This window comes from Methylocystis parvus (assembly GCF_049675845.1).
GTDB classification, from domain to species: Bacteria; Pseudomonadota; Alphaproteobacteria; order Rhizobiales; family Beijerinckiaceae; genus Methylocystis; species Methylocystis parvus_A.
In genome coordinates this window covers 2,919,929-2,944,481 of record NZ_CP187161.1, presented here as the reverse complement: position 1 = coordinate 2,944,481, position 24,553 = coordinate 2,919,929, and the positions used below count along the sequence as shown (strand labels likewise).

Below are 24,553 nucleotides of genomic sequence, written 5' to 3'. Positions count from 1 at the left end.
AAAGGAGCAAGTCGGAGGCGTCATCGCCTTGATTTAAGGCCCCCACCCCAGCCCTCCCCCGCTAGCGGGAGAGGGAGCAGGCCGGCGCCCAAATCCAGTATGCTGATCGCGAGCGTCCCCTCTCCCGCTTGCGGGGGAGGGACAGGGAGGGGGCAAACCCCTCAAATCTTTCCGCGCTCGGCCTTGCTGAAATTAGACAGATCCCCCTCCGCCGCCGCGCGGCGGCGCCAGGACCGGGCGATGGCCGGATATTTGATCTCCTTGCAGATGCGGGAGACCTGCTGGGTCAACTTCTGCGATTTGCAGGCGGGGCATTCCGGCGTGTCGGACGAGCGGACCAGAAGCTCGAACTCGGCCTCGCACTCGTTACACGAATAGGCGTAGAGGGGCATGGCTTCCTCGCGCGATGGGCGTCGCGCGAGGGATGCAAGGAGCGTTCCGCTTACCAGCCCCACCCTCCGCCCCAGCCGCCGCCGTAATAGGGGCGCGGTCCCCAGCCGCCGCCATAGTAGGGACGCGGGCGCCAGCCATAGCCATAGCCCCAGGGGCGCGGATGCGGGCGCCAGCCATAGCCGCCGCCGACATAGGGGGAACCGCCGGCGCCCCAACCGCAGCCATAGGGGGCCGCACCAGACCTTGTCCGCTTTCGGACCCGCCCCGGCGGCGACGCCCGGATCGATCCCCGGAAGCGCCCGGGCGGGAGCGGACGCAACCGCCGAGGCGCCGGCGGCGATCAGAGCGACGAGCGATATTTTGACGATGACGGATTTCATGGCGCATTCTCCACCGAATTCGACCGGCCAAGACTGACGCGCGCGCGGTGAACCGGGGCTGAAGCCCTCGTTCATAAGCCATTAAGCTAGCGGGGCTTTTCATGCAGCGCTTCATCGGCGCGATCGACCAGGGCACGACCAGCACGCGCTTCGTCGTCGTCGACGAGGCGGGCGGCATCCGCGCCATGGACCAGCGCGAGCACCGGCAGATCTATCCCCGCCCCGGCTGGGTGGAGCACGACGCATCGGAAATCCTCGCCAACACAAAGGCCGCCATCGCGGGCGCGCTGGAGAAGGCGCGGCTTTCCCCCGGCGACCTCGCCGCCGTCGGCGTCACGAATCAGCGCGAGACGAGCGTCCTTTGGGACCGGGAAACCGGCGCCCCCCTTCACAATGCGCTCGTGTGGATGGATACGCGCACCCAGCCGCTCGTCGACCGCCTGACGGCGCAGGGCGCGGGCGACCTCGTCCGCGCCAAAACGGGCCTGCCGCTCGCGACCTATTTCTCGGCGCTGAAACTCGCCTGGCTTCTCGACAACGTCCCCGGCGCGCGACACAAGGCCGAAAGCGGCGAGGCGCTTTTCGGGACGATCGACAGCTGGCTGATCTGGAGCCTGACAGGCGGCCCGAACGGCGGACGCCATGTCACGGATGCGACAAACGCGTCGCGAACCCATCTCATGGAGCTTGGGACGCTGGCCTGGGACGAGGAGTTGCTCGCCCTATTCGACATCCCCCGCGCCTGCCTGCCTCAGATCGTCTCCTCGAGCGAGGTCTATGGCGCCGGCGTCGGCCCTCTCGCGGGCGCTCCGCTCGCCGGCGCGCTCGGCGACCAGCACGCGGCGCTCCTCGGACAGGCCTGCATCAGGCCCGGCGACGCGAAGAACACCTACGGCACCGGCTGCTTCCTGCTGATGAACACCGGCGAGACGCCGCATGTCTCGAAGGCGGGACTTCTCACCACGCTCGGCTACAAGCTCGGCGACGCAAAGCCCGTCTATGCGCTGGAAGGCTCCATCGCCATCGCCGGCGCGCTGGTGCAATGGCTGCGCGACAATCTCGGGCTGATCGAGAACAGCCACGAGATCGAGGCGTTGGCGCGGAGCGTCCCCGACAATGGCGACGTCTATTTCGTGCCCGCCTTCTCCGGCCTCTACGCCCCGCGCTGGCGCGGCGACGCGCGCGGGATCGTCGCCGGGCTCACGCGCTTCGCCAACAAGGGCCACATCGCCCGCGCCGCTCTGGAGGCGGCCGCCTATCAGACGCGGGAAGTGCTCGCGGCGATGGTCGCCGATTCCGGCGCGACCATCGGCGAATTGAAGGTCGATGGCGGCATGGCGGCGAACGATCTCCTGATGCAGTTCCAGTCCGACATTCTGGACGCGCCCGTGGTGCGCCCAAGGCATCTCGAAACGACCTCGCTCGGCGCCGCCTACGCCGCGGGCCTCGCCGTGGGCTTCTTCAAAAGCGTCGAGGACGTCGCCGCCCATTGGCGCGCCTCGAAGCGCTTCGAGCCGGGGATGTCCGCCGACGAGCGCGGGCGGCTCGTCGCGGGTTGGGAGAAGGCGGTCGAGCGGTCGTTTGGGTGGGCGTAAGCCGCGGCGCGCCCCTCCCAGGCGCCGACATCGTCATCGCGAGGAGCAAAGCGACGAAGCGATCCAGAGCCGCCTCAATCGAAATCCACCGTCAGCCCGTGCTTGGCCAGCTCTTTCTCCACAGCGTCGAGAATGCGCTGCAGATCCTCGATCTCGATTTCCTTGTCCTGATCGGGCGCGTCCCAGGCGTCGATCTCGTCGAGCCGAACGACGAAATCCGTCTCCTCGCCCGACTCCGCGTCGGGGGCCTCGGCGTGGATCGTCAGCGTGCGTCCGTCCTGATGCACGCGGATCGCGCCTTCCGTCATCTCGACCTTGATCTTCGCCCGCGCCATGGTCGCCCCCTTCGCCGATCGTCAGATGAGCCCAGCCAGCAAGGCGGCCTTGCGCATGAGGGTGGGCAGCCCTTCTCTATCCAGATTGCGCCGCGCCGCCCAGCGGCAATTGGCGCCAAGCGGCGGCGCCTCCTTCGCCTGCCCGACAAAGACCGTGGCCGTGAGCGCGAAATGGGTGAAGACATGCGCCACGGGCTCCGGCAGCGCCCGCCATTCCGCCTTGCAGGGCGCATGATCCAGTTGCTCCTCCGGCGCGACGTCCTGCGTGAAGGGGGTCGCGGGAAAGGCGCTCATGCCGCCGAAGAGGCCCTTTTCCGGGCGCCGGCTCAAGAGCGTTTCTTCCCCGCGCCTCAAGATAAAGATCGCGCCGCGCCGCTTGGGCTTTTCGGCCTTTTTCTCCTTAACAGGATAGGCCTCCTGCGCGCGGGCCGCGAAGGCGGCGCAATCGGCGCCCCAGGGACAGGCGCCGCAATTGGGCGCGCGCGGCGTGCAGACCGTCGCGCCGAGATCCATCAGCCCCTGCGCGAAATCCCCCGCGCGGGCGGGCGGCAGGAGCGCCTCGACCTTCTCCCGAATGAGGGGCTTCGCCTGCCGCGCCGGCGTCTCGATGGCGTATAGCCGCGTAATGACGCGCTCGACATTGCCGTCGACGGCGGCGCAGGGCTTGTCAAAAGCGATGGAAGCGACCGCCGCCGCCGTGTAGGGGCCGACGCCCGGCAGGGCGAGCAGCGCCGCCTCGCTGTCCGGAAAAGCGCCGCCATGCTCGTTCGCCACCTTGCGCGCGCAGGCGTGGAGATTGCGGGCGCGGGCGTAATAGCCGAGCCCGGCCCAGGCGGCCAGAACCTCCTCGAGCGGCGCGGCGGCGAGCGCTTCGACCGTGGGCCAGCGCGACAGAAAATTCTCGAAATAGCCCTTCACCGTCACGACGGTGGTCTGTTGCAGCATGATCTCGGAGAGCCACACGGCGTAAGGGTCCGCCCGCTCGCCCGGCTGCGCGCGCCAGGGGAGGTCGCGCCGATTCGCGTCGTACCAGGCGAGAAGGGCGGGCCCGGGCTTTCGCCGCTTTGCGGGGGGCTTTATCATCGGCCCATCATTAGGGCGCGCGCCGGCGCCCGGGCAAGGGAGAGCCGCATGAGCGTCGCGCCGCGCGTCAAGGGCGTCTTCGCCCGCCCGCTCGCAGAATATGTTCTGCGGGAAATCGATCCGCTCGTCGCGAAGCAGGGCTTCGGCGAGGCGTCGCTGCTCATGCAGTGGCGCGAGATCGTCGGCGCCCGGGTCGCCGACATTTGCGCCCCCGAACGCCTGCAATGGCCCGCCCGCGCCCGCAAGCCCGCGCCCGACAAGCCGCAGGAGCCGGCGACGCTCATCCTGCGCGTGGAGCCGGGCTTCGGGCTCGACATCCAGCACATGGCCCCGGCCATCATCGACAGGGTCAACGCGCATCTGGGCTGGCGCTGCGTCGCCCGCGTGACGCTCCGCCAGCAGGCGCTCGCCCCGCGCGCCGAAAAAAAGCGCCCCCGCCCCGCTCCCCCCGACCCGGCGGCGCACGCGAAAGCCGAGGCCGCGACCGAGGGCGTGGACGAAGAAGCCCTGCGCGCGGCGCTGGTGCGGCTGGGGGAGAAAGCCTTGGCGGCGCGACGGAAAGCCTGATCCGCCGGGCGTTTCGCCGCCCCGCCCCGCGACTTTCGCGCGCGCGCACAGGAACGCTTGCAATCCAATGCGCTTGCGAATAGGTTCGCGCCGCTTCGGGCCGCCATAGCTCAGTTGGTTAGAGCACCAGATTGTGGATCTGGGGGTCCCCCGTTCGAGCCGGGGTGGCGGTACCATTCTCTCCTGCAATTTTCGGTAGACAGACGTGCACGGGCGCGCATCCGCGTGCAACCGGGAGACGTGGCCGCGAGCGTCGTCCGACTGATTCGAAGCGGGAGCGGAGCCGCGTGGTTACCGCTCGGTTACAAGTTCGCTCTGAGGAGTGTCCGACGAGCGCAGGCCAAGGGGCATAGCTCGGCCATTACTATTCTTCCAGCGATCTTATCGTAGGATTTGTTTTTGAGCCGCAAGGGAAGAACCGGCCACGGCTTCCGATCCGCGTTCCGCGACTGGGCCGCCGAGACGACGGACTTCCCGAACAACGTGGTTGAGATGGCGCTCGCCCATCTCGTGGGTAATGCCGTCGAAGCGGCCTATAGGCACGGCGATCTGTTCGAGAAGCGGCGCGAGCTCATGGGGGCGTGGGCGGTGTATTGCGTCGGGCAGGCAAAGCAGGACTGAGCGCCGATCTTGGCGTCGCGCGCCCTATCTCATCTATCAAGTTAGCCCCGTGACACATGGGGGACATGAAAAAATCCTACTCGCCATTTAGTCTATCGGAAGCCACCTTCCCCCAACCAACGAAAGGCCGAAAGTTGCCAGATTACAAAAACGTTTCTCTTTCCTGTAGCGAGGCCATGTCCGGCCGGCGTGGCCAATTGCTGACGACGTATTTGCTGAATCGCAAGCTCGGGGCTGCAAACGTGCGGCGCTTGATCCGGGACGATATCCGCCGATTGTCCGAGATGGGCGCAAAACAATACGCCTCGGACCTTGCTGACGTTCTGAAGTGTTTCGACTCGGCGTTCCCCAACGCCAGCTGACTTACCCAATGCGTGCGGCGGCATGTTCATCCGACACGAAATCTCTTACGCCATCATGCTCTCCGTTCTCGTCGGGGTGTTTATCATCGCGCTTTGGCTTGCCGCCGGCTAAACCCTGCGCTCGCCGGATGGGTCCGCCCCAACCCGCTACACTGGCCCGTCGATGGATCTCGAGAACATGCAGAGCATAGTCGCAACTTCACCCGACCGCGGCGGGACGGTGTAGGGCTGCGACATTGGGGCGCGGGACGAAAGCATTGTCCCGATCGGCACAGACTCAATGAACCCGGCGAGCTAACAGGACGGGCGCGCTGACGCCCCCCCAACCTTTTCCTCGTCAGCGTAGTAGGCCCGAGCGTCTGCGCCCCTCCTAGCGCTCGGGCCGCCCACCCATCGCGCGTCGACACGTTGGGCCTGCCGGTTTGGTCACACCGGCGATACACAAACGGTCACGCTTGCCCGAATCGCAACCACGAATTTAGCTGTGTCGATAAGGGGTTAATCGGGACGGCGGATGATGGAAGAACCCAAAAAAAGCACGCGCGGCTTCGCCTCCATGTCTCCTGAGAGGCGCCGGGAGATTGCAACCAAGGGCGGCAAAAGCGTGCCATCCGATAAACGCAGCTTTTCTCAGGATCCCGCATTGGCTTCAAAGGCTGGTAGGAAAGGCGGGAAATCGTTGAAACCGGGCAAGCGCTCGTTTTCAGTAGACCGCGCCCTCGCGTCCCAAGCTGGCGCGAAGGGCGGGAAAGCTCCGCGTGAGAATCGTCGAAAGGCGGAAGGGTAACCGGCGGGCCCCCTGCCCTTGCCGCACTATCACACCTGCTCGATCCCACGAGGAATGGGGCGGTAGGTCGCTGGCCAGTTCCAGCGAGAGCCATCCTGATCAAGTCGGCGCCGCCGTGCGCGCCCAGGTCCGAAAATTGTAAAGCGTCTTATGCATGTTAACTAACGTTCGCTTTCATGAAAATGCGCGTCGCATCTATCACTAGGAGACTTAACTATGGAACGTCGTGATTTTATTGCTACGCTTGGCGCAGTCGCCGCGGCCGCGTCCGTATCCTCGGCGTTCGCCGAAGAAAAGAAAGTCGCTCACCACCATCCGGCGCAGTACAAGGGGTTGTCCGACGCGGCGGCCAAGTGCGTCCTGGAAGGCAGCAACTGCCTCCGCCATTGCTTTGGCATGCTGTCGATGGGCGACTCCAGCATGGCTGAATGCACGAAGGCGACCTACGACACGATTGCCGCTTGCGCGGCGCTGGAGAGCCTGTCGGCGACAAATTCGACCTTTACGCCCGCGATGGCCAAGACCGTGGCGACCATTTGCGAGGCTTGTAAGAAAGAGTGCGACAAGTTCCCCGACGTTGCCGAGTGCAACGCCATGGGCGCGGCGTGCAAGGCCTGCGCCGACGAATGCCATAAGGTCGCGGTTTAATCCCGTCTGATCTCAAAACAAAACAAAAAATGCCCCGCCGGTACATCCACGTCGAGGCGTTTCAGGTAAAGGCAAGGCCGTTCGACGTTGGCCCGACTGGTCCCAGCATGTGGCGAGTGGGATAGCTGCGTCAAATCAACATATTGCTAGGTTCACCTCAAACCGATAGCACCACTCCGTTGGATTTTTGTCCAATCTAATGCATCCAGTGAGAGGCTAAGAAAAAATGAAAATTTCCGCGCGCAATGTTCTTGAGGGCGCCGTCAAGGAAATCAAAGAGGGAGCGACGACCGCGCACGTCTTGGTCGACGTCAATGGTCAGACCCTGACCGCGTCCATCACGAATGAGTCGGTCAAGGAGCTTGGCCTCCAGGTGGGCGGAAGAGTAAAAGTCGTGATCAAATCGTCTGACGTGATGGTAGCCGTCGACTAACGAAAAAGCCCTCTGAGCGTGTGCCGGTGAGACTGCACCATAAAGCAGGCCTATCGTCAGCAAAAACGCCCCGCCGATACATCCACGGTCGGGGCGTTCTGCTTTCAGGCGTCCGGCGCGACCCCGCGCCTGAGATTGGGGCAAGTCATCAACTTGTGGCAATCGTTGTCTAAGCGTTAGGTCGTTACGTACAGGCATTTCGAGGCGGGAGCGTGGGTGCGCCGGTTTATCGGCTAGAGCCCGCGCTCCCTCTTTTTGTTTTGAGCCATCATGCGGCGAATAGTCACTCCAATGCCACTAAGCGACTTGCTACGGTCCTTAGGTGAAGGAGGCGGTTGGTAATCATCCTTGAATTTTTTCGTCTTGACGACGAAAGCAGTGTCACGCTCGCAATCGAAAAGCGACAAATCAAGACAATCGATCACGCGCAGTTATATGCGCGAGGAGCCATCGATAACGTGCATTTCGGCGGACAAATGGCGGATGGATGCATCATCCGAAGTCAAGAGGGTGGCATGATTTGCGAGGTGGCGCGAGATCAGGTCTTACGTCTCGAAAGACGGCTAGATGTTCGAAACTGACCACAGGCTGCTTGCCGCCTGCTTCATCAGGCATGCGTGCGCAGGATCGCACGGGGAGAAACTTATTGAGTGTTTAAAACAAGAATATCCCGAGACAACTTGGGGGACTTTGAGACGCGCAGCATTCCTTGCAATAACTCGACCGAATGTCGACGCTAGCGCAATCCCCCACATCTATCAAGTCGGCCTCTTACTCCGAGGAGTGCCGATAAACATGGAATGCCGCCCTTTACAATCGGGCGTTACTGTCAGTCCTCCTTATCAGGAGCCACAGGACGGAGATCCTAATATGGCCAGTAAGCAACCCGATGAAACGCAGGACGTTATTCGCTTGCACGAGTGGTTCACCAAAGTCGGCGGAAATATTGACTTGGGGCAAAGCCTCCTGAAGTCCCTCGAAACATCCAAGGACGGCGATAAGATCACGATCGTCCTGAAGAAAAAGAAGCCGAAGAAAGACGCCAACGCTGACATAGATTGACGCTGCAACGTTCGATGCTGCGCTAGGAATGCCTACGCTCGCGCAGTTACACAACTAGCGCCTTGGGCGCCTCAATCAGACGCGAAATTTTGAAGCGCCCTGTTCCGTCGACGGAAGCAAAGCAAAAACGCCGCGCCGGTACATCCACGTCGGGGCGTTTCTGTGTCTGGACACAAACGGGCGGAACTGAATCTTGTTCCGAACGTTGCCCCAAGTCGCCCATCCAAGAAGCGAAAAGGGAGGCTGCAATGCAGACGCTGGAATTGCTCCCATACATTTTAGGCTTTGTGATCGTCGGCGCTCTGTCCACTCTACTTGCATAAGTGGGGCGGCCTGAGCGCGAGGCAGAGCGCCCAGGCCGTCTTATAGAGAGGCGACAAGCCCGCTTGGAGAAGAGCTGGTAGCCCGCCCTCCCGTCATCCTTCCCGGCCCCTTGAGCACAGGCGGGAAAACAACGCCCCGCCAGGCTAAATTGGGGCCATCGAAATAATCAAGTGGATTCGTGGACTTAGCAACATACGGCTCGCGCGCCGGAAAATGTGAAGTCATGTCGGTCGCGCCGGCGCCGTGGCCCTGGCGCTAGAAACAAAGACGCCCGCCTCTGTTAGGAGTGCGGGCGTCTGTCAGAGCAAAGACTGAGTTGTTCTCCCAATTCCGCCGTTACGCTCTTTTTGTCTTGGCGCATTCGGCTCTCTGACAACGCGCCCTTTAGCGCCAATTGAGTCCGGTTTCAATACCGGGCGCCATGCCGCCATGCCCCGACGCAGCTTCGCTGCGGCTCATTCGGTCGAGAGGCATGGGAGCCAGCACGCCGTGGCCGGGACGATAGCCCGCTAAGCAACTTCCACAATGGTTGACTAGTGTCCCGCTCCGTATACTGCCGGCGCGCAAAATGGCGCCCACAAGAACACCACGCGCGGTTTGCAGGCCCCTGCAGACGAGACTCACGGTCGGCCTGCCTTAAAGGGGAATGGGCTCGACCGTTTCTCCTGTTCGTTTTAGGCTTTCCGAGCGTCCGCGCTCTTTCCAATCTAATTGCTTAGGCGGGGCGGCCTTTTGCCCCCTTTCGGAGTCATTTCCCCCGCCGTCGCATCTACCGACCCCACCGCTCGGATATCCAGATCAAGCGCGTCTACGGTAGCCGTTAGGAGGCGGTCATACTGGGGCAAGACCAAAGGAAGCCGGCGGCATTCCGGATCGCGTCAGAGGCAGGGCATGCCTTGGCGCCGTCCCATTCCAAGAAAGTCGCACAGAAGCGCAAATGGACAAACGCACCCTCTCGCGTTCGAGGGTGCATTGCCAATATTTCGAGCGCCTTCGCACGAACGGTGGGCAAAGCCGCTTCAGCCCGATGGTGCGCAGACTCCAAACGGGTCCACTCGTCGAGCGCTTCGAAAATTGGAGTGTCCATAATCAATCTCTCTAATCTCGCGGGGCAGTCGCGGCATGTGATTTTGTCTCACAGCGTGCCGCGGCATTTTCGCCGTCGCCCACGCCGTCGACAAGCAACGGCCGAACGTCCAACCGAGCCCCAGCCGCTTGCCGTCCCTAAACCTCTTGTGCGCGTCGCGCATGACGGCCGCGCAGTCGTAGCTGCGCGTCATAGCTCCGCCCCATCTGCTTCTGCCGGCTCGATATGGGCGTCGATTGTTGCGAGCGCGACCTTGCGCGCGATCGAGTTTACCGTTCCCAGCGCCAGACAATGCGCGTCGTCGCCATCACTGACGAACAGAACGCGGAAGACGTCATCATCCAGGAGCAGCCGGCGCAAAGCGTCGTTGAGGATCATCCGCAGAACCGGGCGCTCGTTCTTGAAGACCTCGTCAGCGTCCAGAAGCGCTTCGATGGCGGCGCGTGCCTGACGGAAAGCGCCAGCCGCCGTTGCGGTCGATCGGCGGGGATTTGCCTTTTGTGCGCAGCCAATGTTCGCGCCATACCGCCCACTCCGGGGAACCGCTGGTGATCCAGACCTGCGCAGGCGGGGTTGCGGCCACCCGATCGCTGGCGAAGGCGCGCACGGCCTCGACCAGCCGCTCAGGATCCGCCCTCGAAGCCGCTGGCGTCATCTCTATCGACGAAAACGGGGAAGGTCCTGGCGTGCGGCTAAAGAAAAAGCCCGGCACGGAGCCGGGCTGAGTTCTTCCAGGGAGGATTGTCGTCGCCGCTTAAGTATCGGGCGCAGATCGATTTTCCTATGTGTCAAACTGCCCTGCGCTCGGTTGCCGCATTAGCGGGCGTCGAGTTCATCCCCGAGAACGGCGGCGGCGTAGGCGTGCGGCTGAAGAAGGCGCCGGCTTCGAGCAAACACGGTTGAGAAACGGCGGAGAGAACGAAACGAGATTTTTGGCGCCTATAATTCCACAGATGCAAAACTATTTGCCGATGATTGCTGTGTTATTCGCTCTTGCGGGCGTAACGGTGTTGCTCGTGTCGTTGCCCTAATCTCGGCGCCCCTGCGGGAGCTCTGAAGCCCCATTTCCATATCACTCGCCAGCACGCTGGGGGTCGGCCGTGAAGGCAAGGACCTTTCAAGCTGTCGAACTGACTGCCCGCAAAGCGTATTCGCTCGGCGGGATCCCGGGCAACAAAAGAAGCAGTGACGTTGAAGAGAGGCATATCAGGCCTGCGGACCCTTTCCGCTCTCCACACGCGTCGCGATCCAGACGACGTGCCGGGCTCCGCCTCCCTTGCCATTGGCGCGCACCTTGACCTCCTCGACGTCGAAGCCGGCCCTTTGCAGCGTTGCGTGAAGCGGTGATCCGGCCCAGACGACCAGACAGCCAAAACGCCGCCGGGACGCAATGCGTTACGAGCGGCCGTCAATCCTGCCATGTTATACAGGCTGTCATTGGCGTCGCGCGTTAGCCCTTCGGGGCCGTTATCGACGTCGAGCAAGATTGCGTCATAGGAGGCGCGCGCCGACCGGATGAGCCGGCCCACATCCGTTTCCTCGATCGAGACGCGCGGATCCGTTAAACTTGTCCCGTGCAATTCGGCCATTGGCCCGCGCGCCCACGCCACCACCGCGGGAACGAGCTCCGCGACGACGACGCGGGCCTTTGTATTCAGAACCGCGAGGACGGCGCGCAAAGTAAAACCCATCCCAAGCCCGCCGATAAGGATGCGCGGCTCCGGGCGGGTCTGAATTCTCTCGCATGAGAGCGTGGCGAGCGCCTGCTCGGATCCGCTGAGGCGGCTGTTCATCAGTTCATTCTGGCCCAGCATGATCGAGAACTCGGCTCCTCGTCGCATGAGCCGCCGCGCGCCCTCGCCGCCAGGTATCTGAGCCGTGTCGATTAGGGACCAGGGAACCACACGCGCCTCATCTACATAAAAAAAGCCGCCGAGAGGACCGGCGGCTTTGAACCGCACGGGCAAAGCGTCGTCAGATCGCTTTCAGGTGATCCGCGGAACTCTTGCCCGAGCGGCGGTCCTGCACGATTTCGTAGCTCAGTTTCTGTCCCTCGCGGAGGTCATTCATGCCCGCGCGTTCGACGGCGCTGATGTGCACGAAAACGTCAGCGCCGCCATCGTCTGGCTGAATGAAACCAAAGCCTTTTTGCGCGTTGAACCACTTCACCGTCCCGGTGGCCATGTCTCTGTCTCCAAGCATGGTAGGTCCGGATACGTCGGACCAATTCGATCGATATTGGGGAAAGAGGTCGTCAGCGGGCTTCACAAGTGAAGCCGGGCCAAGTCGTCAGGCCGACAATCGATTGGTCGTGTCTATGTTCCGAGCCGGTGAAATGCAACGTTTGGGCAGGCTGGCCCTCGCCGCGGCCTATCAACGCCTCGACGAGAGGCCAATCTCGGCCGCTTCGTGCCAAAAGCGCTTTCGGCGAGCCCTTGCCATTCAGAGTAGAACTAGCACGCGTCAGGCATCGCCTCGGCTAACGGATCGCCTTCGGGCAGATCCGTTATCGAAGAAGTCCATGCAATTGGCTGGGGCCGCATAGGGAACGATCGGACGGAACGGACACTGAAGAGATAGGGATAGAGGGGGGATATCTGCGCCGCAGGCCCCCCCCTCCCCTCTCCCCCACATGCTCTGCGTGCGTCCGTTCCGTCCGATCGTCCGGTCCTTTTTTCGCAGGTGTGGCGCGTCCAGTGCCGCACTCCTGGCCGCGAGGCATGGCGATTCGCGAACCTCAAGCGCTCTGGATGAAGCGCTCGGCCTTGCCGTTCGTTTTTGGCGTGTAAGCCGCGTGCGAATATGGCGTATGCCAAGCATCCGCTATCCTGGCCCCGCCCAGCAGCCAGAGGCCACTCCTCGCCCGTCTCCGCCCCACGACGACGCCGGCGAATGGCTAGTTACGCCCCGTCTCGGTGATGCGAAGACGCGTTCACCACCGTTTCACAGCGACGCAGCCTCCGCCTGCTTGAGAAATTCATACGGGTCGACACCGATTGCTCGAGCTATCGCAATGAACTCGCTCGGGTCGAGCAGTCGCTCTCCCTCTTCGTAGCTCGAGACGAACGCCTCGCTCTGCCCGAACCAGGCGGCGAGGGCTTCTTGCGTAAGGCCCGCCTTTTGTCGCGCCTCAACGAGCAAGGCGAGAGCGGTCTGATAAAGCTCCGGGTAGAATGAGGCCATCGAGTCGTTCCTTCCTGTTACAAAAACGGGAAGGAAAACACGGAGAGGCACGGCGCATAAGTCGCCGACCGCGTACGAAGGCTCCCAGGGACCGCCTAACCGAGGGAGCGCTTATCGTCTGCTATGCGCCGATTGTGTTGAAAAACTCTGTTGTTGCCGGGCGCCAGGGCGCGTGATTCACTTTTCCCCGCTGATTTGCAGGAGACGCGGCGATGATGGGGACACAGGCCACAGCCGCTCGGTTATTCTATGACTTCTGCCTCGACGATCATGTGCCGATGGACCATCAGTTGCGCGGGATCGACCGGCATCTCGATCTCGAAGGGCTTCGCGCCGCGCTAAAGCCCTTCTACAGCAGCACCGGCCGCCCTTCGGTGGATCCGGAACTGATGATCCGCATGCTTCTTGTCGGCTACTGCCTGGGCATTCGCTCGGAACGCCGCCTGTGCGAGGAAGTGCATCTCAATCTCGCCTATCGCTGGTTCTGCCGCCTGGGGCTGGACGGCAAGGTCCCAGATCATTCGACCTTTTCCAAGAACCGGCATGGTCGCTTTCGCGAGAGCGACATTTTGCGCCAGCTCTTCGAAAGCATCGTTGAGCGCTGCATGGCCGAAGGCCTTGTCGCAGCCGAAGGCTTTGCCGTCGATGCAAGCCTGATCGCTGCCGACGCCAACAAGCAGCGCTCGGCTCCGAGCCGCGACTGGCATCCAGGCGACATCAAAGATGGCGCGTGTCGCGCGGCGCGCGAATATCTTGCAACGCTCGATGACGCCGCGTTCGGTGCGGCTTCGCCGGTGACGCCGAAGTTCATCGCGCGCTCGGACCCCGCGGCGCAATGGACCGGCGCACACAAGGGCCATGCCTTCTTCGCCTACGCGACCAATTATCTGATCGACACGGATCATGGAGTGATCATTGACGTCGAAGCGACGCGCGCCATTCGGCAGGCCGAGGTGGGCGCTGCGAGAACGATGCTGGAGCGCACGGAAGAGCGCTTCGGCCTGAAGCCGGATTATCTCGTCGCCGACACCGCATATGGTTCGGCGGAGAATCTCGCTTGGCTCGTCAAACAGAAGCAGATCACGCCACACATCCCCGTGTTCGACAAGTCGGCGCGAACCGACGGCACGTTCTCGCGTTCGGACTTCACCTTCGAACCCGAGGCCGACCGCTATATCTGTCCGGCGGGTAAAGAGTTGGTCCAGTTCCGGCGCACCTACGCCGCGCCACGCACCGGCGTTGGGGCGGACGGCACGCGCCGTTACCGCGCCAGCAAGAAGGATTGCGACATCTGCGAGCTCAAAGCGAGGTGCTGCCCGAATGCAGTGGCGCGGAAGATTCCGCGCGATCTGGACGAAGATTCCCGCGACGTTGCGCGAGCGCTTGCTGGGACGCCCGAATTTGAAGCGGCCTGTCGGAGACGAAAGAAGGTCGAGATGTTGTTTGCCCATCTCAAACGCATATTGCGGCTTGGGCGCCTGCGACTGCGTGGCCCATGTGGAGCCAAGGACGAGTTTCTGCTCGCCGCGACCGCGCAAAACCTACGACGGCTCGCCCGACTGCGACCGGCGGGGCTCGTAATGGCGGCATAAGCCGCCCACGATGGCGCCCTAGGCGCCGCCGCCGCGAAGAGCTTACCGCTTGAAATCTCAAAAACGGCTGCGACGGAGACCAAAAACTCTCCGTCGCAGACTTTTTCAACGAAATCGGCGCATAGCGGAAGAGAAGCGCTCCCCCGGTGAGGCGGTCCCTGGGAGCCTTCGTACGCGGTCGGCAACTTATGCGCCGTGCCTCTCCGTGTTTTCCTTCCCGTTTTTGTAACAGGAAGGAACGACTCGATGGCCTCATTCTACCCGGAGCTTTATCAGACCGCTCTCGCCTTGCTCGTTGAGGCGCGACAAAAGGCGGGCCGTACGCAAGAAGCCCTTGCCGCCTGGTTCGGGCAGAGCGAGGCGTTCGTCTCGAGCTACGAAGAGGGAGAGCGACTGCTCGATCCAAGCGAGTACATCGCACTCGCTCGCGCGATCGGCGTGGATCCCTACGAATTGCTGAAGCAGGCGGAGGCGGTGTCCCTCTGAAACGGTGGTGAACGTGTCTTCGCATCACCGGGCGAGACGGGGCGTAACCTGCCATTCGCCGGCGTCGTCGTGGGGCGGAGACGGGCGATGAGTGGCCTCTGGCTGCTGGGCGGGCCAGGGATAGCGGGTTGGTTCATGTGTGAGCGGAAGGGCCCTGCGAGCGTGTGGGCAGCTTTCTGTAGATTGCTGCTTTTGCTCAAAGTGAATTTTGGTGGGGTCTGCCAACTGGCTGTGTAAGTTTGATCCAGCCGCCGGAGAATCGGGAGATTCTTCGGAGCGGTAGATGTTTAGTGGTCTTCTCGCGTTGGCCAGTCGAGCGGTATCAGCGCGCGCCCAGGAGCTCAAGGCCCGACGCGCACTTCCCATCGTCCTCTAGCGCGGCGCACGCCTCGCACATCTCCTCATGGCGATTGCCCGCTACCCAGCGCCCTCTTTGCTCGCGAGCCTTCCACTCCTCCCGGATCGCCCGTTTGATGTCGAACGGCTTGCCCTTCACGAGCTCGATTTGGCGGGCGAGCATTCCGTCGGGCTGGTAGTCATCTGGGGGCCCAACCTCCTCGAACTCGGGCACCGAGCGGTCGTTTTCCGAACTTGTAACCGAGCGGTAACCACGCGGCTCCGCTCCCGCTCGGACCTCGTCCGCCGACGCCCGCGCCTACGCCTCCCGGTTGCACGCGGATGCGAGCCCGTGCACGTCTGTCTACCGAAAATTGTAGGAAAGAATGGTGCCGCCACCCCGGCTCGAACGGGGGACCCCCAGATCCACAAGCGCGGGTGCAGGGTGTTGAGGGCATTCACAAGGCTGCAAAGGGGTGCAACGGGTGCGCGGGAAGGCAGGAAAATGCGGGGAGGGGCGGTCTTGAACGGACGTGGAGAGGCTTGAACAGACATGGACGAGCGTGGAGCTAACCTTGCCTGCGAGGCTGTGGGGGTGAGGCATGGTGATCGCACGTCTAGAGGCGGCGGCGTCTCCGACGACACCCTGCAGTGATCGTGGATCATGACGCGGCAAGCAGCGCCAAAAGGAACACGTTCAGAACAAAGGCGCCGGTCGCAAAGCCGGCGCCCATAGGTGTGCCTACGCCTATAGCGCTTAGAATCAGGGCTGGGAGGACCATCCATAGGAAGATGAGGTCTAACGGTAGAAGCCCAAAGCCCAGAAGGCCGACGGTGCAGAACCAATAAATCGCCTGTGCGAGAGCCGCTGCAAAGACGGTCTGCTGGGCTATTAGAAGCCGAACCTTTGTCATGCCCGCTCCCTCCCAGACGCTTCGGTTCACTTCTTTTGGATAGCGTCGAATATCCCGCCGTCCGCGAAGAACTTCTTCTGCGCCGCCGGCCAGCCGCCAAAGGTCTTGTCGATCGTGACGAGATCGGTCTTCGTGAATCGCTTCAGGTCTTCTTTCGCGGCGCGCTCGGGAAAGGCGGGGCGATAGCCGTATTTCGCCACAAGCGCCTGCGTTTCGGGTTCGAAGAGATAAGCGAGATAAGTCTCGGCGAGCTTGCGCGTCCCCTTTGCGTCGACATTTCCATCGACTAGCGCGACGGCCGGTTCGGCAAGGATGGAGACCGATGGCGTGACGATCTCGAATTTATCGGCGCCGAACTCCTGTAGAGCTAGGAAGGCCTCATTCTCCCAGGTGATGAGCGCGTCTCCGATGCCGCGCTGGGCGAAGGTGACTGTCGAGCCGCGCGCGCCCGTGTCCATCACCGGAACATTGGCGTAGATGGCCTTGACGAAATCCTGCGTCTTCACCTCGTCGCCCTTGAAGTTCTTCAGGCCCCAGGCCCATGCCGCTAGGAAATTCCAGCGCGCGCCGCCACCCGTCTTCGGATTGGGCGTCACAACGCCGACGTCGGGCCTGGCGAGGTCGCCCCAGTCCTTGACGCCCTTTGGGTTGCCTTTGCGGACCACGATCACGATCGTCGACGTATAGGGCGAGGAGTTGTTTGGCAGACGCTTCTGCCAGTCGGCCGGAATCTTTCCCGTCTTCGCCGCAATGGCGTCGATATCGTTGGCGAGCGCGAGGGTGACGATATCCGCCGGCAGACCTTCGATGACGGCGCGCGCCTGCGCGCCAGAGCCGCCATGCGAGGCCTGGAGATCTACATCCTCGCCAGTCTTCTTTTTCCATTCGGCGGCGAAAGATTTGTTCACCGCCTTGTAGAGTTCGCGGGTCGGGTCGTAGGAGACGTTCAAGAGAGATTGCCCGGCCGAAACGGGCCCCGACGCGAACGCCAGGGCCGAGAGGATGGCGGCGAGCGCCCCATGCTCGAGCGCCTTTTTAATCATGCGATTACCCCGCTTCATTTGCCGCGTTCCTTTCTGGAGCTGAAGAAGGCCTTCGGTTTTCGGTCCAGCCTAGATGTCGTAGAAGAGGACCTCTGCGGCTTGCTGCCTTGCGCGGTCGCGCATGTCCTGAAGCGAGCAGTTGTCCAGAACCTCGGAAAGCGCCTGTTGCGCCCGCTGCATGATGCGGCGGACGGCGCATGTATTCTCGTCGAAGCAGTCGTCGCAGCGGCGGTAGCGCGTCTTGCTTGCGCAATGAACGGGCGCGAGCGGGCCGTCGATGGCGCGAACAAGCTCGCCGACGGTGATCTCAGCGGCTGGCCGCGCCAGAATATAGCCGCCGCCCTTGCCCATCTTGGAATGGACGAAGCCTGAATTACGCAGCTCGCAAAGGATGGCGTCGAGAAACTTTTTGGGGATGCTCTGTTTCTCGGAAATCTCCCACACGGGAATCGGCCGACCTGGCGTCGCCTGAGCCAGATGCACCATGGCCTTGAGGCCGTATTTCCCTTTTTTGGTGAGCACGCGGACTGGTTCCCTCAAATGGAATGTCCACGCTTCTATACCGGGAGACGCCAAATAGTCAAGTGAGTCTATAGACTATGGTGATATTAGATGCCTCCTCTGCCGGCCTGGAGCTTCAGCAGCGCCGCCACCAGCGCGTCGACGTCGGCGCATGTGTTGTAGAAGGCGAGCGACGGACGCACCGTGGCTTCGAGGCCGAAGCGGCGGAGGATGGGTTGGGCGCAGTGATGGCCGGCGCGCACGGCGATGCCCTCGCGGTCGAGCGCCTTGCCGACATCCATCGGGCTGTGGCCGTCGAGGACGAAGGACAAGACCGACGCCTTTTCGGCCGCCGCGCCGATGAAGGTCAGGCCCGGCACCATCCGCATCTTCTCGGTGGCGTAGACGAGGAGGTCGTGCTCGTAGCGCGCGATGACCTCCATGCCGATGCTCTCGACATAATCGATCGCCGCGCCCAGCCCACGGCGTCGGCGATATTCCCGGTGCCGGCTTCGAAGCGCTCCGGCGGTCCCTGGATAGATCGTCTTCTCGAAGGTGACGTCGGCGATCATGTTGCCGCCGCCCTGCCAGGGCGGCATGTGCTCGAGCGCCTCGTCCTTGCCGTAGACGACGCCGATGCCCGTGGGGCCGAAAACCTTGTGGCCCGAGAAGATGAAGAAGTCGCAGTCGATCGACTGCACGTCGACCGGCATGTGCGAGACGGATTGCGCGCCGTCGATCAGCACGCGCGCGCCGTGGCGATGCGCCATCGCCGTTATCTCGCGCACCGGCGTCACCGTGCCGAGCGCGTTCGAGACCTGCGTCATCGCGACGATGCGGGTCTTCGGATTCAGGAGCTTCTCATATTCTTCGAGAATGAGCTGGCCGCGATCGTCCACCGGCGCGACGCGCAGACGCGCGCCTTTCGCGGCGCAGAGCATCTGCCAGGGCACGATATTGGCGTGGTGCTCCAGCCAGGAGACGACGATCTCGTCCCCTTCCCGGACATTGCGCCGGCCCCAGGCCTGCGCGACGAGATTGATCCCTTCCGTCGCGCCACGGACAAAGACGATGTCCTTGACGCTGGGCGCCTTCAGGAAGCGCCGCGCCTTTTCGCGCGCCGCTTCATAGGCGTCGGTCGAACGCGCGGCGAGGGCGTGGGCCGCGCGGTGGATGTTGGAGTTTTCATATTCGTAGAAATGGGTCAGCCGGTCGATGACCGATTGCGGTTTCTGAGTCGTCGCGGCGTTGTCGAGCCAGATGAGCGGCTTGCCATGGACCTGCTGCTGCAGGATTGGAAAGTCGCGCTTCACGCGATAGGGGTCGAAGGCCTGGCGCGTTTCGACCGTATTGGGCGCCAGTTCGGGCGCGTAGCCCTTCGGCGCCTCCGCCGGCGCGGGCGCCGCAACTCCAGGATGGCCGCCGGCATGGCTGACGAAATAGAGCGCGTCGCTCGCGGCGGGGCCGGACTGGCCGGGCGTTGGGAAGCTCTCGAAGCCGCTCGAAAACTGCTCGCCACCGACAGGCGGCGTCGCGAGTGACGCCGCGTCGGAGAGGCGGTGTGGATCGGCCTCGGACGGACCGCCGATCGCAAAGCTTTCCGGCGCTGCGGGCGCTGTCGCCTCGGCGAGCGCCGGAGCGCTCGGAGCCGATACGGTCATGTTGGCGGGGCCGAGTTCGGGCTGCGCTGGGACGGCGGGCGTATGGGTCGGGGCGTAGGAAGGCGCCGGTGCGCCGGGCGCGCTCGCGGGGACCGCGCGCTCATGGAGAAAATAGAGATTATCGGCCGGCGCGGCCGCGCCGCCGCCGGGCACGCCGGCTTCGCCGAAGCCGATGGTCGAGGGCGGCGCGACGTGGTTCGACGGCACGAGGGTCAGATCGGCCGCGAGCAGGCGCGGGATCAGGCTGTAATCGACATCCGACGGGACGCCGGAGGGGCCTGAACTGCCGCGCGACGCACCGGGTTGCGGGACGTGGTCGAGGCCGAGCGGGCGCGTCGGCGATTGCAGCCCCGTCGGCGCGGCGGGCGCGGGGATGTTCGGCGTCGGAACGACGGATGGAATGGTCGTCTGGGGAATATCGGGCGGGCCGTAAGGCGCGCGAGCGGGCGTGTGGTGCGCCACTGTGGTCGTGACCGAGGGCGCCGGGGCGTCGGGGGGGCTCGGCGTCAACACCGGCGGGCCAAAGGGCGACGCGGCGGCGGGGTGCACGGGCGGCTGCTGGAAAAAGGCGTTGGCGAGGCGCGCGATCATGTCCGGATCGATAACGGGCACGGCATGATGGTCCGCGTCCTGAACGGCAACAGCGTCGAGCGGGAGATCGGCGGAAGCTGGAATGGCGGGCTTCACTGGAGACATAAAAGCGGCTTCCTCGGCTTGATCGATTACGCCGGCGGCTTTCGGCCGCCGGCGGTCCATTGCTTAATCAGACGCGCTTGTCGCCATATTCGTGGAACTTGCTCACATCGACGTCCTCGAGCACGCCGAGCGCGTCATGCGTCAGCACGGCGGCCGAGCAGTAGAGCGAGATGAGATAGGACGCGATCGCCTTGCGGTTGATGCCCATGAAGCGCACCGACAGGCTCGGCGCCACTTCGCCCGGAACGCCCGGCTGGAAGAGGCCGATGACGCCCTGCTTCTTCTCGCCCGTGCGCAGCAGCAGGATGTTCGTCTTGCCGTTCTCGTCGATATAGAGCTTGTCGCTCGGGACGAGCGGCAGGCCGCGCCAGGTGATGAAAGGCGAGCCAAAGAGCGTGACGGTTGGCGGCGGCACGCCGCGGCGCGTGCATTCGCGGCCGAAGGCCGCAATGGCGCGCGGATGCGCAAGGAAGAAAGCCGGCTCCTTCCAGACTTTCGAGATCAGTTCGTCGAGATCGTCCGGCGTCGGGGGACCGAGGCGAGTCTTGATCCTCATCGACGGATGCGCATTGGCGAGGAAGCCATATTCCGCATTGTTGATGAGCTCGGCCTCCTGCCGCTCCTTCACCTTTTCGGTGAGGAGGCGAACCTGCTCCTGAATTTGATCGTAGGGGTGATTGTAGAGGTCCGAGACGCGCGTCTGCACGTCGAGGATCGTCGTCACCGCATTCATCGAATATTCGCGCGGCGCGTCTTCGTAGTCGACGAAGGTTTCGGGCAGGTCGGCGTCGCGGTCGCGCGCCGGGCTGCATTGCACGTCGGCGTCGCTAAGCGCCGTCGCTTCCTTGACGCGATTGAGGCGGTAGATGCCTGCCTCGACGGGCACCCACGGCAGGAAGGACACGAGCCAGCGCGGCGTGATTCCCGACCATTGCGGGCGCGTCTTCGTGGCGTTGGCGAGCTGACGCGCCGCCGCTTCGCTCAATGTTCGGCGAACTTCTGGTTCTGTAGTCATGCAAGCTTCCTGGAAAGGTCGACGGGAGCCGGATGTCCGTCAGCGCGAGACCGAGCTTCGGAGCCAAGCGCCAATACGCGGAGCCGCCAACGAATTGCTTTCGACAGAAAGGTCATTACACAAGTACTATTACTTATTCAAGTCGAATAAAAAGTATTCGCGGGGCCTAATATTTAATAGTCTAGCAAAAATGCATACGTCTCCAAATTCTAGTGAAAAGGTAAGTCGTCGCCGAGGCCTCGGCGCCCGCGTCGCTCGGCGCATTTTTGACATTGCCATTTAGTCTATAATCTTTATAGATAGATGGCGAGCGCTCATCGCACAACCGTCTTTTGGGCAAGGAAAAATGAATCAAACCAGCTTAGTCGGACCGAGCGCCGGTGCGATCGACATCGCACGCATCGTTTCGGATCTCGCCGATCTGCGAAAGAGATCACAGGCGATTCGCTATGGCGACGCGCGTCTGCCAAACCTTCCTTCGCGCGTCGCCATCGTCGAGTTCGTCGAATCGCTCGTCTCGGTTCTCTATCCGCGCCACTTCGGCCCGTTCGAGCTGACGCTCGAAGCGACGGACATCTTCATCGCACGCACGCTCGACCGCGCCCTGCGCATGCTGGCAGAGCAGATCCGACGCGAACTCAATTTATTCGGGGCCGAAGGGGGCAGACGCGATGTCGATCGCCGCGCCGAAGAGATTATCCGCGATTTCGCGCGCGCCATCCCCCACGTGCGCGCCTTGCTCGACACCGATATACGCGCGGCCTTCGACGGCGATCCCGCCGCGAAAAGCTTGGACGAGGTGGTGTTCTGCTATCCAGGCGTCGCGGCGGTCATCCGCCACCGCCTCGCGCACCAGCTCTATCTCCTCGGCGCGCCGATGATCGCGCGCATCGTCGCGGAGATCGCCCATTCCGAAACGGGGATCGACATCCATCCGGGCGCGACGATCGACGAAGGCTTTTTCATCGACCACGGCACCGGCGTCGTCATCGGCGAGACGACGATCATCGGCAAGCGCGTGCGTCTTTATCAGGCCGTGACGCTCGGCGCGAAGCGCTTCGAGGTCGATGAAAACGGCGCCCTCGAAAAGGGCAAGCCGCGCCATCCGATCATCGAGGACGAGGTCGTGATCTATGCGGGCGCCACCGTGCTCGGGCGCATCACGATCGGTCGGGGCTCTTCGATCGGCGGCAATGTCTGGCTCACCCATAGCGTGCCGCCCGGCAGCAACATCACGCAGGCCAAGGCGCGGATCGAGGTCTTCGACCATGGCGCGGGAATTTAACCCGGGGACTTGAGCAGCGGTCAAGCAGGGAGCAAGAGGATGACAATCCACAATCTGGATTTCACGCCGGCCGCCAGGCCGGGACGCGGGCGAATCTACGATTCGATTACACAGACAATCGGCGACACGCCTCTTGTGCGCCTTGACCGCATTGCACGCGCAAAAGGCGTGGAGGCGAACATTCTCGCGAAGCTGGAGTTTTTCAATCCGATATCGAGCGTGAAGGATCGCATTGGCGTCGCCATGATCGAGCGGTTGGAAAGAGACGGCCGCATCGCGCCGGGTCGCACCGTGCTGGTCGAACCGACATCCGGCAATACTGGTATCGCGCTCGCCTTCGTTGCCGCGGCGCGCGGCTACCGGCTGATTCTCGTCATGCCGGACTCAATGTCGCTCGAACGGCGAAAGATGCTCGCGCTGCTCGGGGCGGAACTCGTCCTCACACCCGCCTCGCAGGGCATGAAAGGCGCGCTCGCCAAAGCCGACGAAATTGTGAGGCAACATCCCGACGCCGTCATCCCCCAACAATTCGAAAATCCGGCCAACCCCGAGATCCATCGTTTGACGACGGCTGAGGAAATTTGGAACGACACAAACGGCGAGGTCGATTTCCTCGTCTCCGGCATCGGCACGGGCGGAACGATTACGGGCGTCGGCCAGGTCTTGAAGCCGCGCCGCCAAGCGCTACGCGTGATAGCAGTCGAGCCCGAGGATTCGGCGGTGTTGTCCGGCCGGCCACCGGGACCCCACAGAATCCAAGGCATAGGAGCTGGCTTTGTACCGCCGATACTCGATCGCGGCGTCATCGACGAGATTGTCACGATTGGAAGCCAGACGGCCTTCGACACGGCCCGCCTCACGGCGCGCCTTGAGGGCGTGCCCGTCGGCGTTTCCTCCGGCGCCGCTATCGCCGCTGCGCTGGAAGTCGGCGCGCGGCCCGAGGTGAAAGGGAAAAATGTGGTCGTCATCGTCCCGTCTTTTGCGGAACGCTACCTGTCGACGCCGCTTTTTGATGGCCTTTAGATGTTGCCTAACTGCTGCACGCTCGTTCGTGCCTTTAGTAAGATCATGCGTGAGGCTGGCTAATTTAGATGCTGGCCGGTCGCCCTCATGCTCACCGGCGACAAAGGGTAAGGTTCGCCGCCAAATCAGGCCGGCGGGGGCGATCCCAGACATCTCGCACTGTCGCAGCCGCAACCCCATCGAGCGGCGGGCCTTTTGCATTAAATTAGCGGGTCTGGGTGTACGGACCGGACCCCGCAAAAATCCTACCCAATCCGTGAGCATCCGATGTGACGCGCGTAGTGCTCTAAATGTGCTTTCCCGTATTCTGAAGGCTTGTGAGCTCTCATGCGCCCAAAGCAAGCTGGACAGCGCTTCTCGGCGCTCCCGTCGAGCTCTAGGGCCTCCTCTATAGAGATCGTTACCCACTCGCTGCCGATCTTGATCTCGCATACGTCGCTCTGAATCTTGCTGCTCATACGGCCATCACGCGCTCACGTCGTGGCTCTCGAGCCACGACGATCATGGCGTCGGCCTCCTCATGGGCAGTCCTTTCCCGGACGGGACGACGCTCGGCGCGCTCGACATCGACCATGACGACTATACGCGCCTCGGCCTGGCGCTCCTGGGCAATCCCGTCTGCCGCCGCATCGGCAGCAAGGGCGCCGTCGCCTTCGTCCGCATCCGCGGCGAACCGAAGAACGCGGTGTTTCGCGTGAATGGCGACCGCAAGAAGCAAGTTGCCGAGATGCTCGTCGTAAAAAAGCTCTGTGTCATTCCGCCGACGATCCACCCGACGACGGGTCAGCCTTATCGCTGGATCGGAAAGCCGCTGCTCGAGACGCCCTTCGAAGACTTGCCGATCGTGGAGATGTAAGAAATGCAGAATCAGACCGTCGCGCCTCTTGGTCGCGGAACTCGGCCTCGTGAACCGTTACGGCCTCTTTGTTCTGGAAGGGGTAAAGGCCTGGATCGATCCAGCGCAGGAACATCGGAAGACGATTCACCATAAGGGATTTGGCAAATTCGTTGTCGACGGGGAGACAATCGAATTGATGTCCAAAATGTCGTAAACCGTCTACAGCTCTTGGGGGGCTCGATACACCCCGGTCGCGCTCATGCGAATACTCCGGCGGTCGAGCAAAATGAGGCGACCGTGGAA

At 62.9% G+C, this 24,553-nt stretch carries 25 protein-coding genes, 1 tRNA gene and 3 pseudogenes; 15 read left to right on the top strand and 14 right to left on the bottom strand.

Annotated elements, in window-relative coordinates; translation table 11 throughout:
- Window positions 1-161: 161 nt before the first annotated feature.
- Together ACPFMJ_RS15305 and ACPFMJ_RS15300 are read right to left on the bottom strand one after the other, a co-directional pair.
- Window positions 162-392 carry an FmdB family zinc ribbon protein gene (locus ACPFMJ_RS15305; protein ID WP_424360814.1) on the bottom strand — a complete coding sequence of 77 codons (231 nt, stop codon included), beginning with the start codon at window positions 390-392 and terminating at the stop codon, window positions 162-164.
- Window positions 393-442: 50 nt separating this feature from the next.
- Window positions 443-712 carry a hypothetical protein gene (locus ACPFMJ_RS15300; RefSeq protein WP_424360813.1) on the bottom strand — a complete coding sequence of 90 codons (270 nt, stop codon included), beginning with the start codon at window positions 710-712 and terminating at the stop codon, window positions 443-445.
- Window positions 713-874: 162 nt separating this feature from the next.
- Between ACPFMJ_RS15300 and glpK the strand changes: the two genes are divergently transcribed.
- Window positions 875-2,368 (top strand): glycerol kinase GlpK, encoded by a 1,494-nt coding sequence (gene glpK / locus ACPFMJ_RS15295; RefSeq protein WP_424360812.1) that lies wholly within the window; start codon window positions 875-877, stop codon window positions 2,366-2,368.
- A gap of 74 nt (window positions 2,369-2,442) precedes the next feature.
- Here the strand turns inward: glpK and ACPFMJ_RS15290 are convergent, their stop codons facing one another.
- Together ACPFMJ_RS15290 and mutY are read right to left on the bottom strand one after the other, a co-directional pair.
- Entirely contained in the window at window positions 2,443-2,703 is a 261-nt protein-coding gene (locus ACPFMJ_RS15290) for an Imm74 family immunity protein (RefSeq protein WP_424360811.1), read from the bottom strand.
- A gap of 21 nt (window positions 2,704-2,724) precedes the next feature.
- Window positions 2,725-3,786 carry an A/G-specific adenine glycosylase gene (gene mutY / locus ACPFMJ_RS15285; RefSeq protein ID WP_424360810.1) on the bottom strand — a complete coding sequence of 354 codons (1,062 nt, stop codon included), beginning with the start codon at window positions 3,784-3,786 and terminating at the stop codon, window positions 2,725-2,727.
- Window positions 3,787-3,834: 48 nt separating this feature from the next.
- On the opposite strand from mutY, the gene ACPFMJ_RS15280 reads away from it, so the two are divergent.
- From ACPFMJ_RS15280 to ACPFMJ_RS15245, 8 genes and pseudogenes are all read left to right on the top strand, one after another.
- Entirely contained in the window at window positions 3,835-4,353 is a 519-nt protein-coding gene (locus tag ACPFMJ_RS15280; protein ID WP_424360809.1) for a DUF721 domain-containing protein, read from the top strand.
- Window positions 4,354-4,452: 99 nt separating this feature from the next.
- Window positions 4,453-4,529, top strand: a tRNA-His gene (locus ACPFMJ_RS15275).
- 223 nt (window positions 4,530-4,752) lie between these two features.
- Window positions 4,753-4,974, top strand: a pseudogene (locus ACPFMJ_RS15270) (integrase); the annotation flags it as partial.
- 65 nt (window positions 4,975-5,039) lie between these two features.
- Window positions 5,040-5,336, top strand: a complete 297-nt coding sequence (locus tag ACPFMJ_RS15265) for a hypothetical protein (RefSeq protein ID WP_424360808.1) — start codon at window positions 5,040-5,042, stop codon at window positions 5,334-5,336.
- A gap of 514 nt (window positions 5,337-5,850) precedes the next feature.
- Window positions 5,851-6,123: a general stress protein gene (locus ACPFMJ_RS15260; protein WP_424360807.1), complete on the top strand. Its 273-nt coding sequence runs from the start codon at window positions 5,851-5,853 to the stop codon at window positions 6,121-6,123.
- Between the two features lie 216 nt (window positions 6,124-6,339).
- Entirely contained in the window at window positions 6,340-6,771 is a 432-nt protein-coding gene (locus ACPFMJ_RS15255) for a four-helix bundle copper-binding protein (RefSeq protein WP_424360806.1), read from the top strand.
- 226 nt (window positions 6,772-6,997) lie between these two features.
- Window positions 6,998-7,204, top strand: coding sequence for a TOBE domain-containing protein (locus ACPFMJ_RS15250; protein WP_424360805.1), 207 nt, complete (start codon window positions 6,998-7,000; stop codon window positions 7,202-7,204).
- An 870-nt stretch (window positions 7,205-8,074) separates the two neighbouring features.
- Entirely contained in the window at window positions 8,075-8,266 is a 192-nt protein-coding gene (locus ACPFMJ_RS15245; RefSeq protein ID WP_424360804.1) for a hypothetical protein, read from the top strand.
- 1,600 nt (window positions 8,267-9,866) lie between these two features.
- Here ACPFMJ_RS15245 and ACPFMJ_RS15240 read toward each other — a convergent pair.
- Complete coding sequence (locus tag ACPFMJ_RS15240) at window positions 9,867-10,055, bottom strand: hypothetical protein (protein WP_424360803.1); 189 nt, start codon at window positions 10,053-10,055, stop codon at window positions 9,867-9,869.
- Between the two features lie 251 nt (window positions 10,056-10,306).
- Between ACPFMJ_RS15240 and ACPFMJ_RS15235 the strand changes: the two are divergent.
- Window positions 10,307-10,402, top strand: a pseudogene (locus ACPFMJ_RS15235) (transcriptional regulator); the annotation flags it as partial.
- Window positions 10,403-10,883: 481 nt separating this feature from the next.
- Here the strand turns inward: ACPFMJ_RS15235 and ACPFMJ_RS15230 are convergent.
- The 3 genes and pseudogenes from ACPFMJ_RS15230 to ACPFMJ_RS15220 form a co-directional block, all read right to left on the bottom strand.
- Window positions 10,884-11,581 (bottom strand): annotated as a pseudogene (locus ACPFMJ_RS15230) (spermidine synthase).
- 70 nt (window positions 11,582-11,651) lie between these two features.
- Window positions 11,652-11,861 (bottom strand): cold-shock protein, encoded by a 210-nt coding sequence (locus ACPFMJ_RS15225; protein WP_424360802.1) that lies wholly within the window; start codon window positions 11,859-11,861, stop codon window positions 11,652-11,654.
- A gap of 759 nt (window positions 11,862-12,620) precedes the next feature.
- Window positions 12,621-12,860, bottom strand: coding sequence for a helix-turn-helix domain-containing protein (locus ACPFMJ_RS15220; RefSeq protein ID WP_424360801.1), 240 nt, complete (start codon window positions 12,858-12,860; stop codon window positions 12,621-12,623).
- Window positions 12,861-13,072: 212 nt separating this feature from the next.
- Between ACPFMJ_RS15220 and ACPFMJ_RS15215 the strand changes: the two genes are divergently transcribed.
- Together ACPFMJ_RS15215 and ACPFMJ_RS15210 are read left to right on the top strand one after the other, a co-directional pair.
- Entirely contained in the window at window positions 13,073-14,452 is a 1,380-nt protein-coding gene (locus ACPFMJ_RS15215; RefSeq protein WP_424360777.1) for an IS1182 family transposase, read from the top strand.
- Between the two features lie 246 nt (window positions 14,453-14,698).
- Window positions 14,699-14,938 (top strand): helix-turn-helix domain-containing protein, encoded by a 240-nt coding sequence (locus ACPFMJ_RS15210; RefSeq protein WP_424360800.1) that lies wholly within the window; start codon window positions 14,699-14,701, stop codon window positions 14,936-14,938.
- Window positions 14,939-15,260: 322 nt separating this feature from the next.
- Here the strand turns inward: ACPFMJ_RS15210 and ACPFMJ_RS15205 are convergent, their stop codons facing one another.
- From ACPFMJ_RS15205 to ACPFMJ_RS15180, 6 genes are all read right to left on the bottom strand, one after another.
- Window positions 15,261-15,509: a hypothetical protein gene (locus tag ACPFMJ_RS15205; protein WP_424360799.1), complete on the bottom strand. Its 249-nt coding sequence runs from the start codon at window positions 15,507-15,509 to the stop codon at window positions 15,261-15,263.
- A gap of 427 nt (window positions 15,510-15,936) precedes the next feature.
- Complete coding sequence (locus ACPFMJ_RS15200) at window positions 15,937-16,188, bottom strand: hypothetical protein (RefSeq protein WP_424360798.1); 252 nt, start codon at window positions 16,186-16,188, stop codon at window positions 15,937-15,939.
- A gap of 26 nt (window positions 16,189-16,214) precedes the next feature.
- Window positions 16,215-17,249, bottom strand: a complete 1,035-nt coding sequence (locus ACPFMJ_RS15195; protein WP_424360797.1) for a sulfate ABC transporter substrate-binding protein — start codon at window positions 17,247-17,249, stop codon at window positions 16,215-16,217.
- 51 nt (window positions 17,250-17,300) lie between these two features.
- Entirely contained in the window at window positions 17,301-17,753 is a 453-nt protein-coding gene (locus ACPFMJ_RS15190; protein WP_424360796.1) for an RrF2 family transcriptional regulator, read from the bottom strand.
- 86 nt (window positions 17,754-17,839) lie between these two features.
- Window positions 17,840-20,089, bottom strand: coding sequence for a family 2A encapsulin nanocompartment cargo protein cysteine desulfurase (locus ACPFMJ_RS15185; protein ID WP_424360795.1), 2,250 nt, complete (start codon window positions 20,087-20,089; stop codon window positions 17,840-17,842).
- Between the two features lie 67 nt (window positions 20,090-20,156).
- A complete protein-coding gene (locus ACPFMJ_RS15180) occupies window positions 20,157-21,104 on the bottom strand; it encodes a family 2A encapsulin nanocompartment shell protein (protein ID WP_424360794.1) in 948 nt (315 codons plus the stop codon).
- 346 nt (window positions 21,105-21,450) lie between these two features.
- Here ACPFMJ_RS15180 and epsC point away from each other — a divergent pair, with 346 nt between their 5' ends.
- The 3 genes from epsC (at window position 21,451) to ACPFMJ_RS15165 (ending at window position 24,268) form a co-directional block, all read left to right on the top strand.
- Window positions 21,451-22,389, top strand: a complete 939-nt coding sequence (gene epsC / locus ACPFMJ_RS15175) for a serine O-acetyltransferase EpsC (protein WP_424360793.1) — start codon at window positions 21,451-21,453, stop codon at window positions 22,387-22,389.
- 39 nt (window positions 22,390-22,428) lie between these two features.
- Window positions 22,429-23,412: a cysteine synthase A gene (cysK, locus tag ACPFMJ_RS15170; protein ID WP_424360792.1), complete on the top strand. Its 984-nt coding sequence runs from the start codon at window positions 22,429-22,431 to the stop codon at window positions 23,410-23,412.
- A 520-nt stretch (window positions 23,413-23,932) separates the two neighbouring features.
- Entirely contained in the window at window positions 23,933-24,268 is a 336-nt protein-coding gene (locus tag ACPFMJ_RS15165; protein WP_424360791.1) for a bifunctional DNA primase/polymerase, read from the top strand.
- Window positions 24,269-24,553 lie beyond the last annotated feature (285 nt).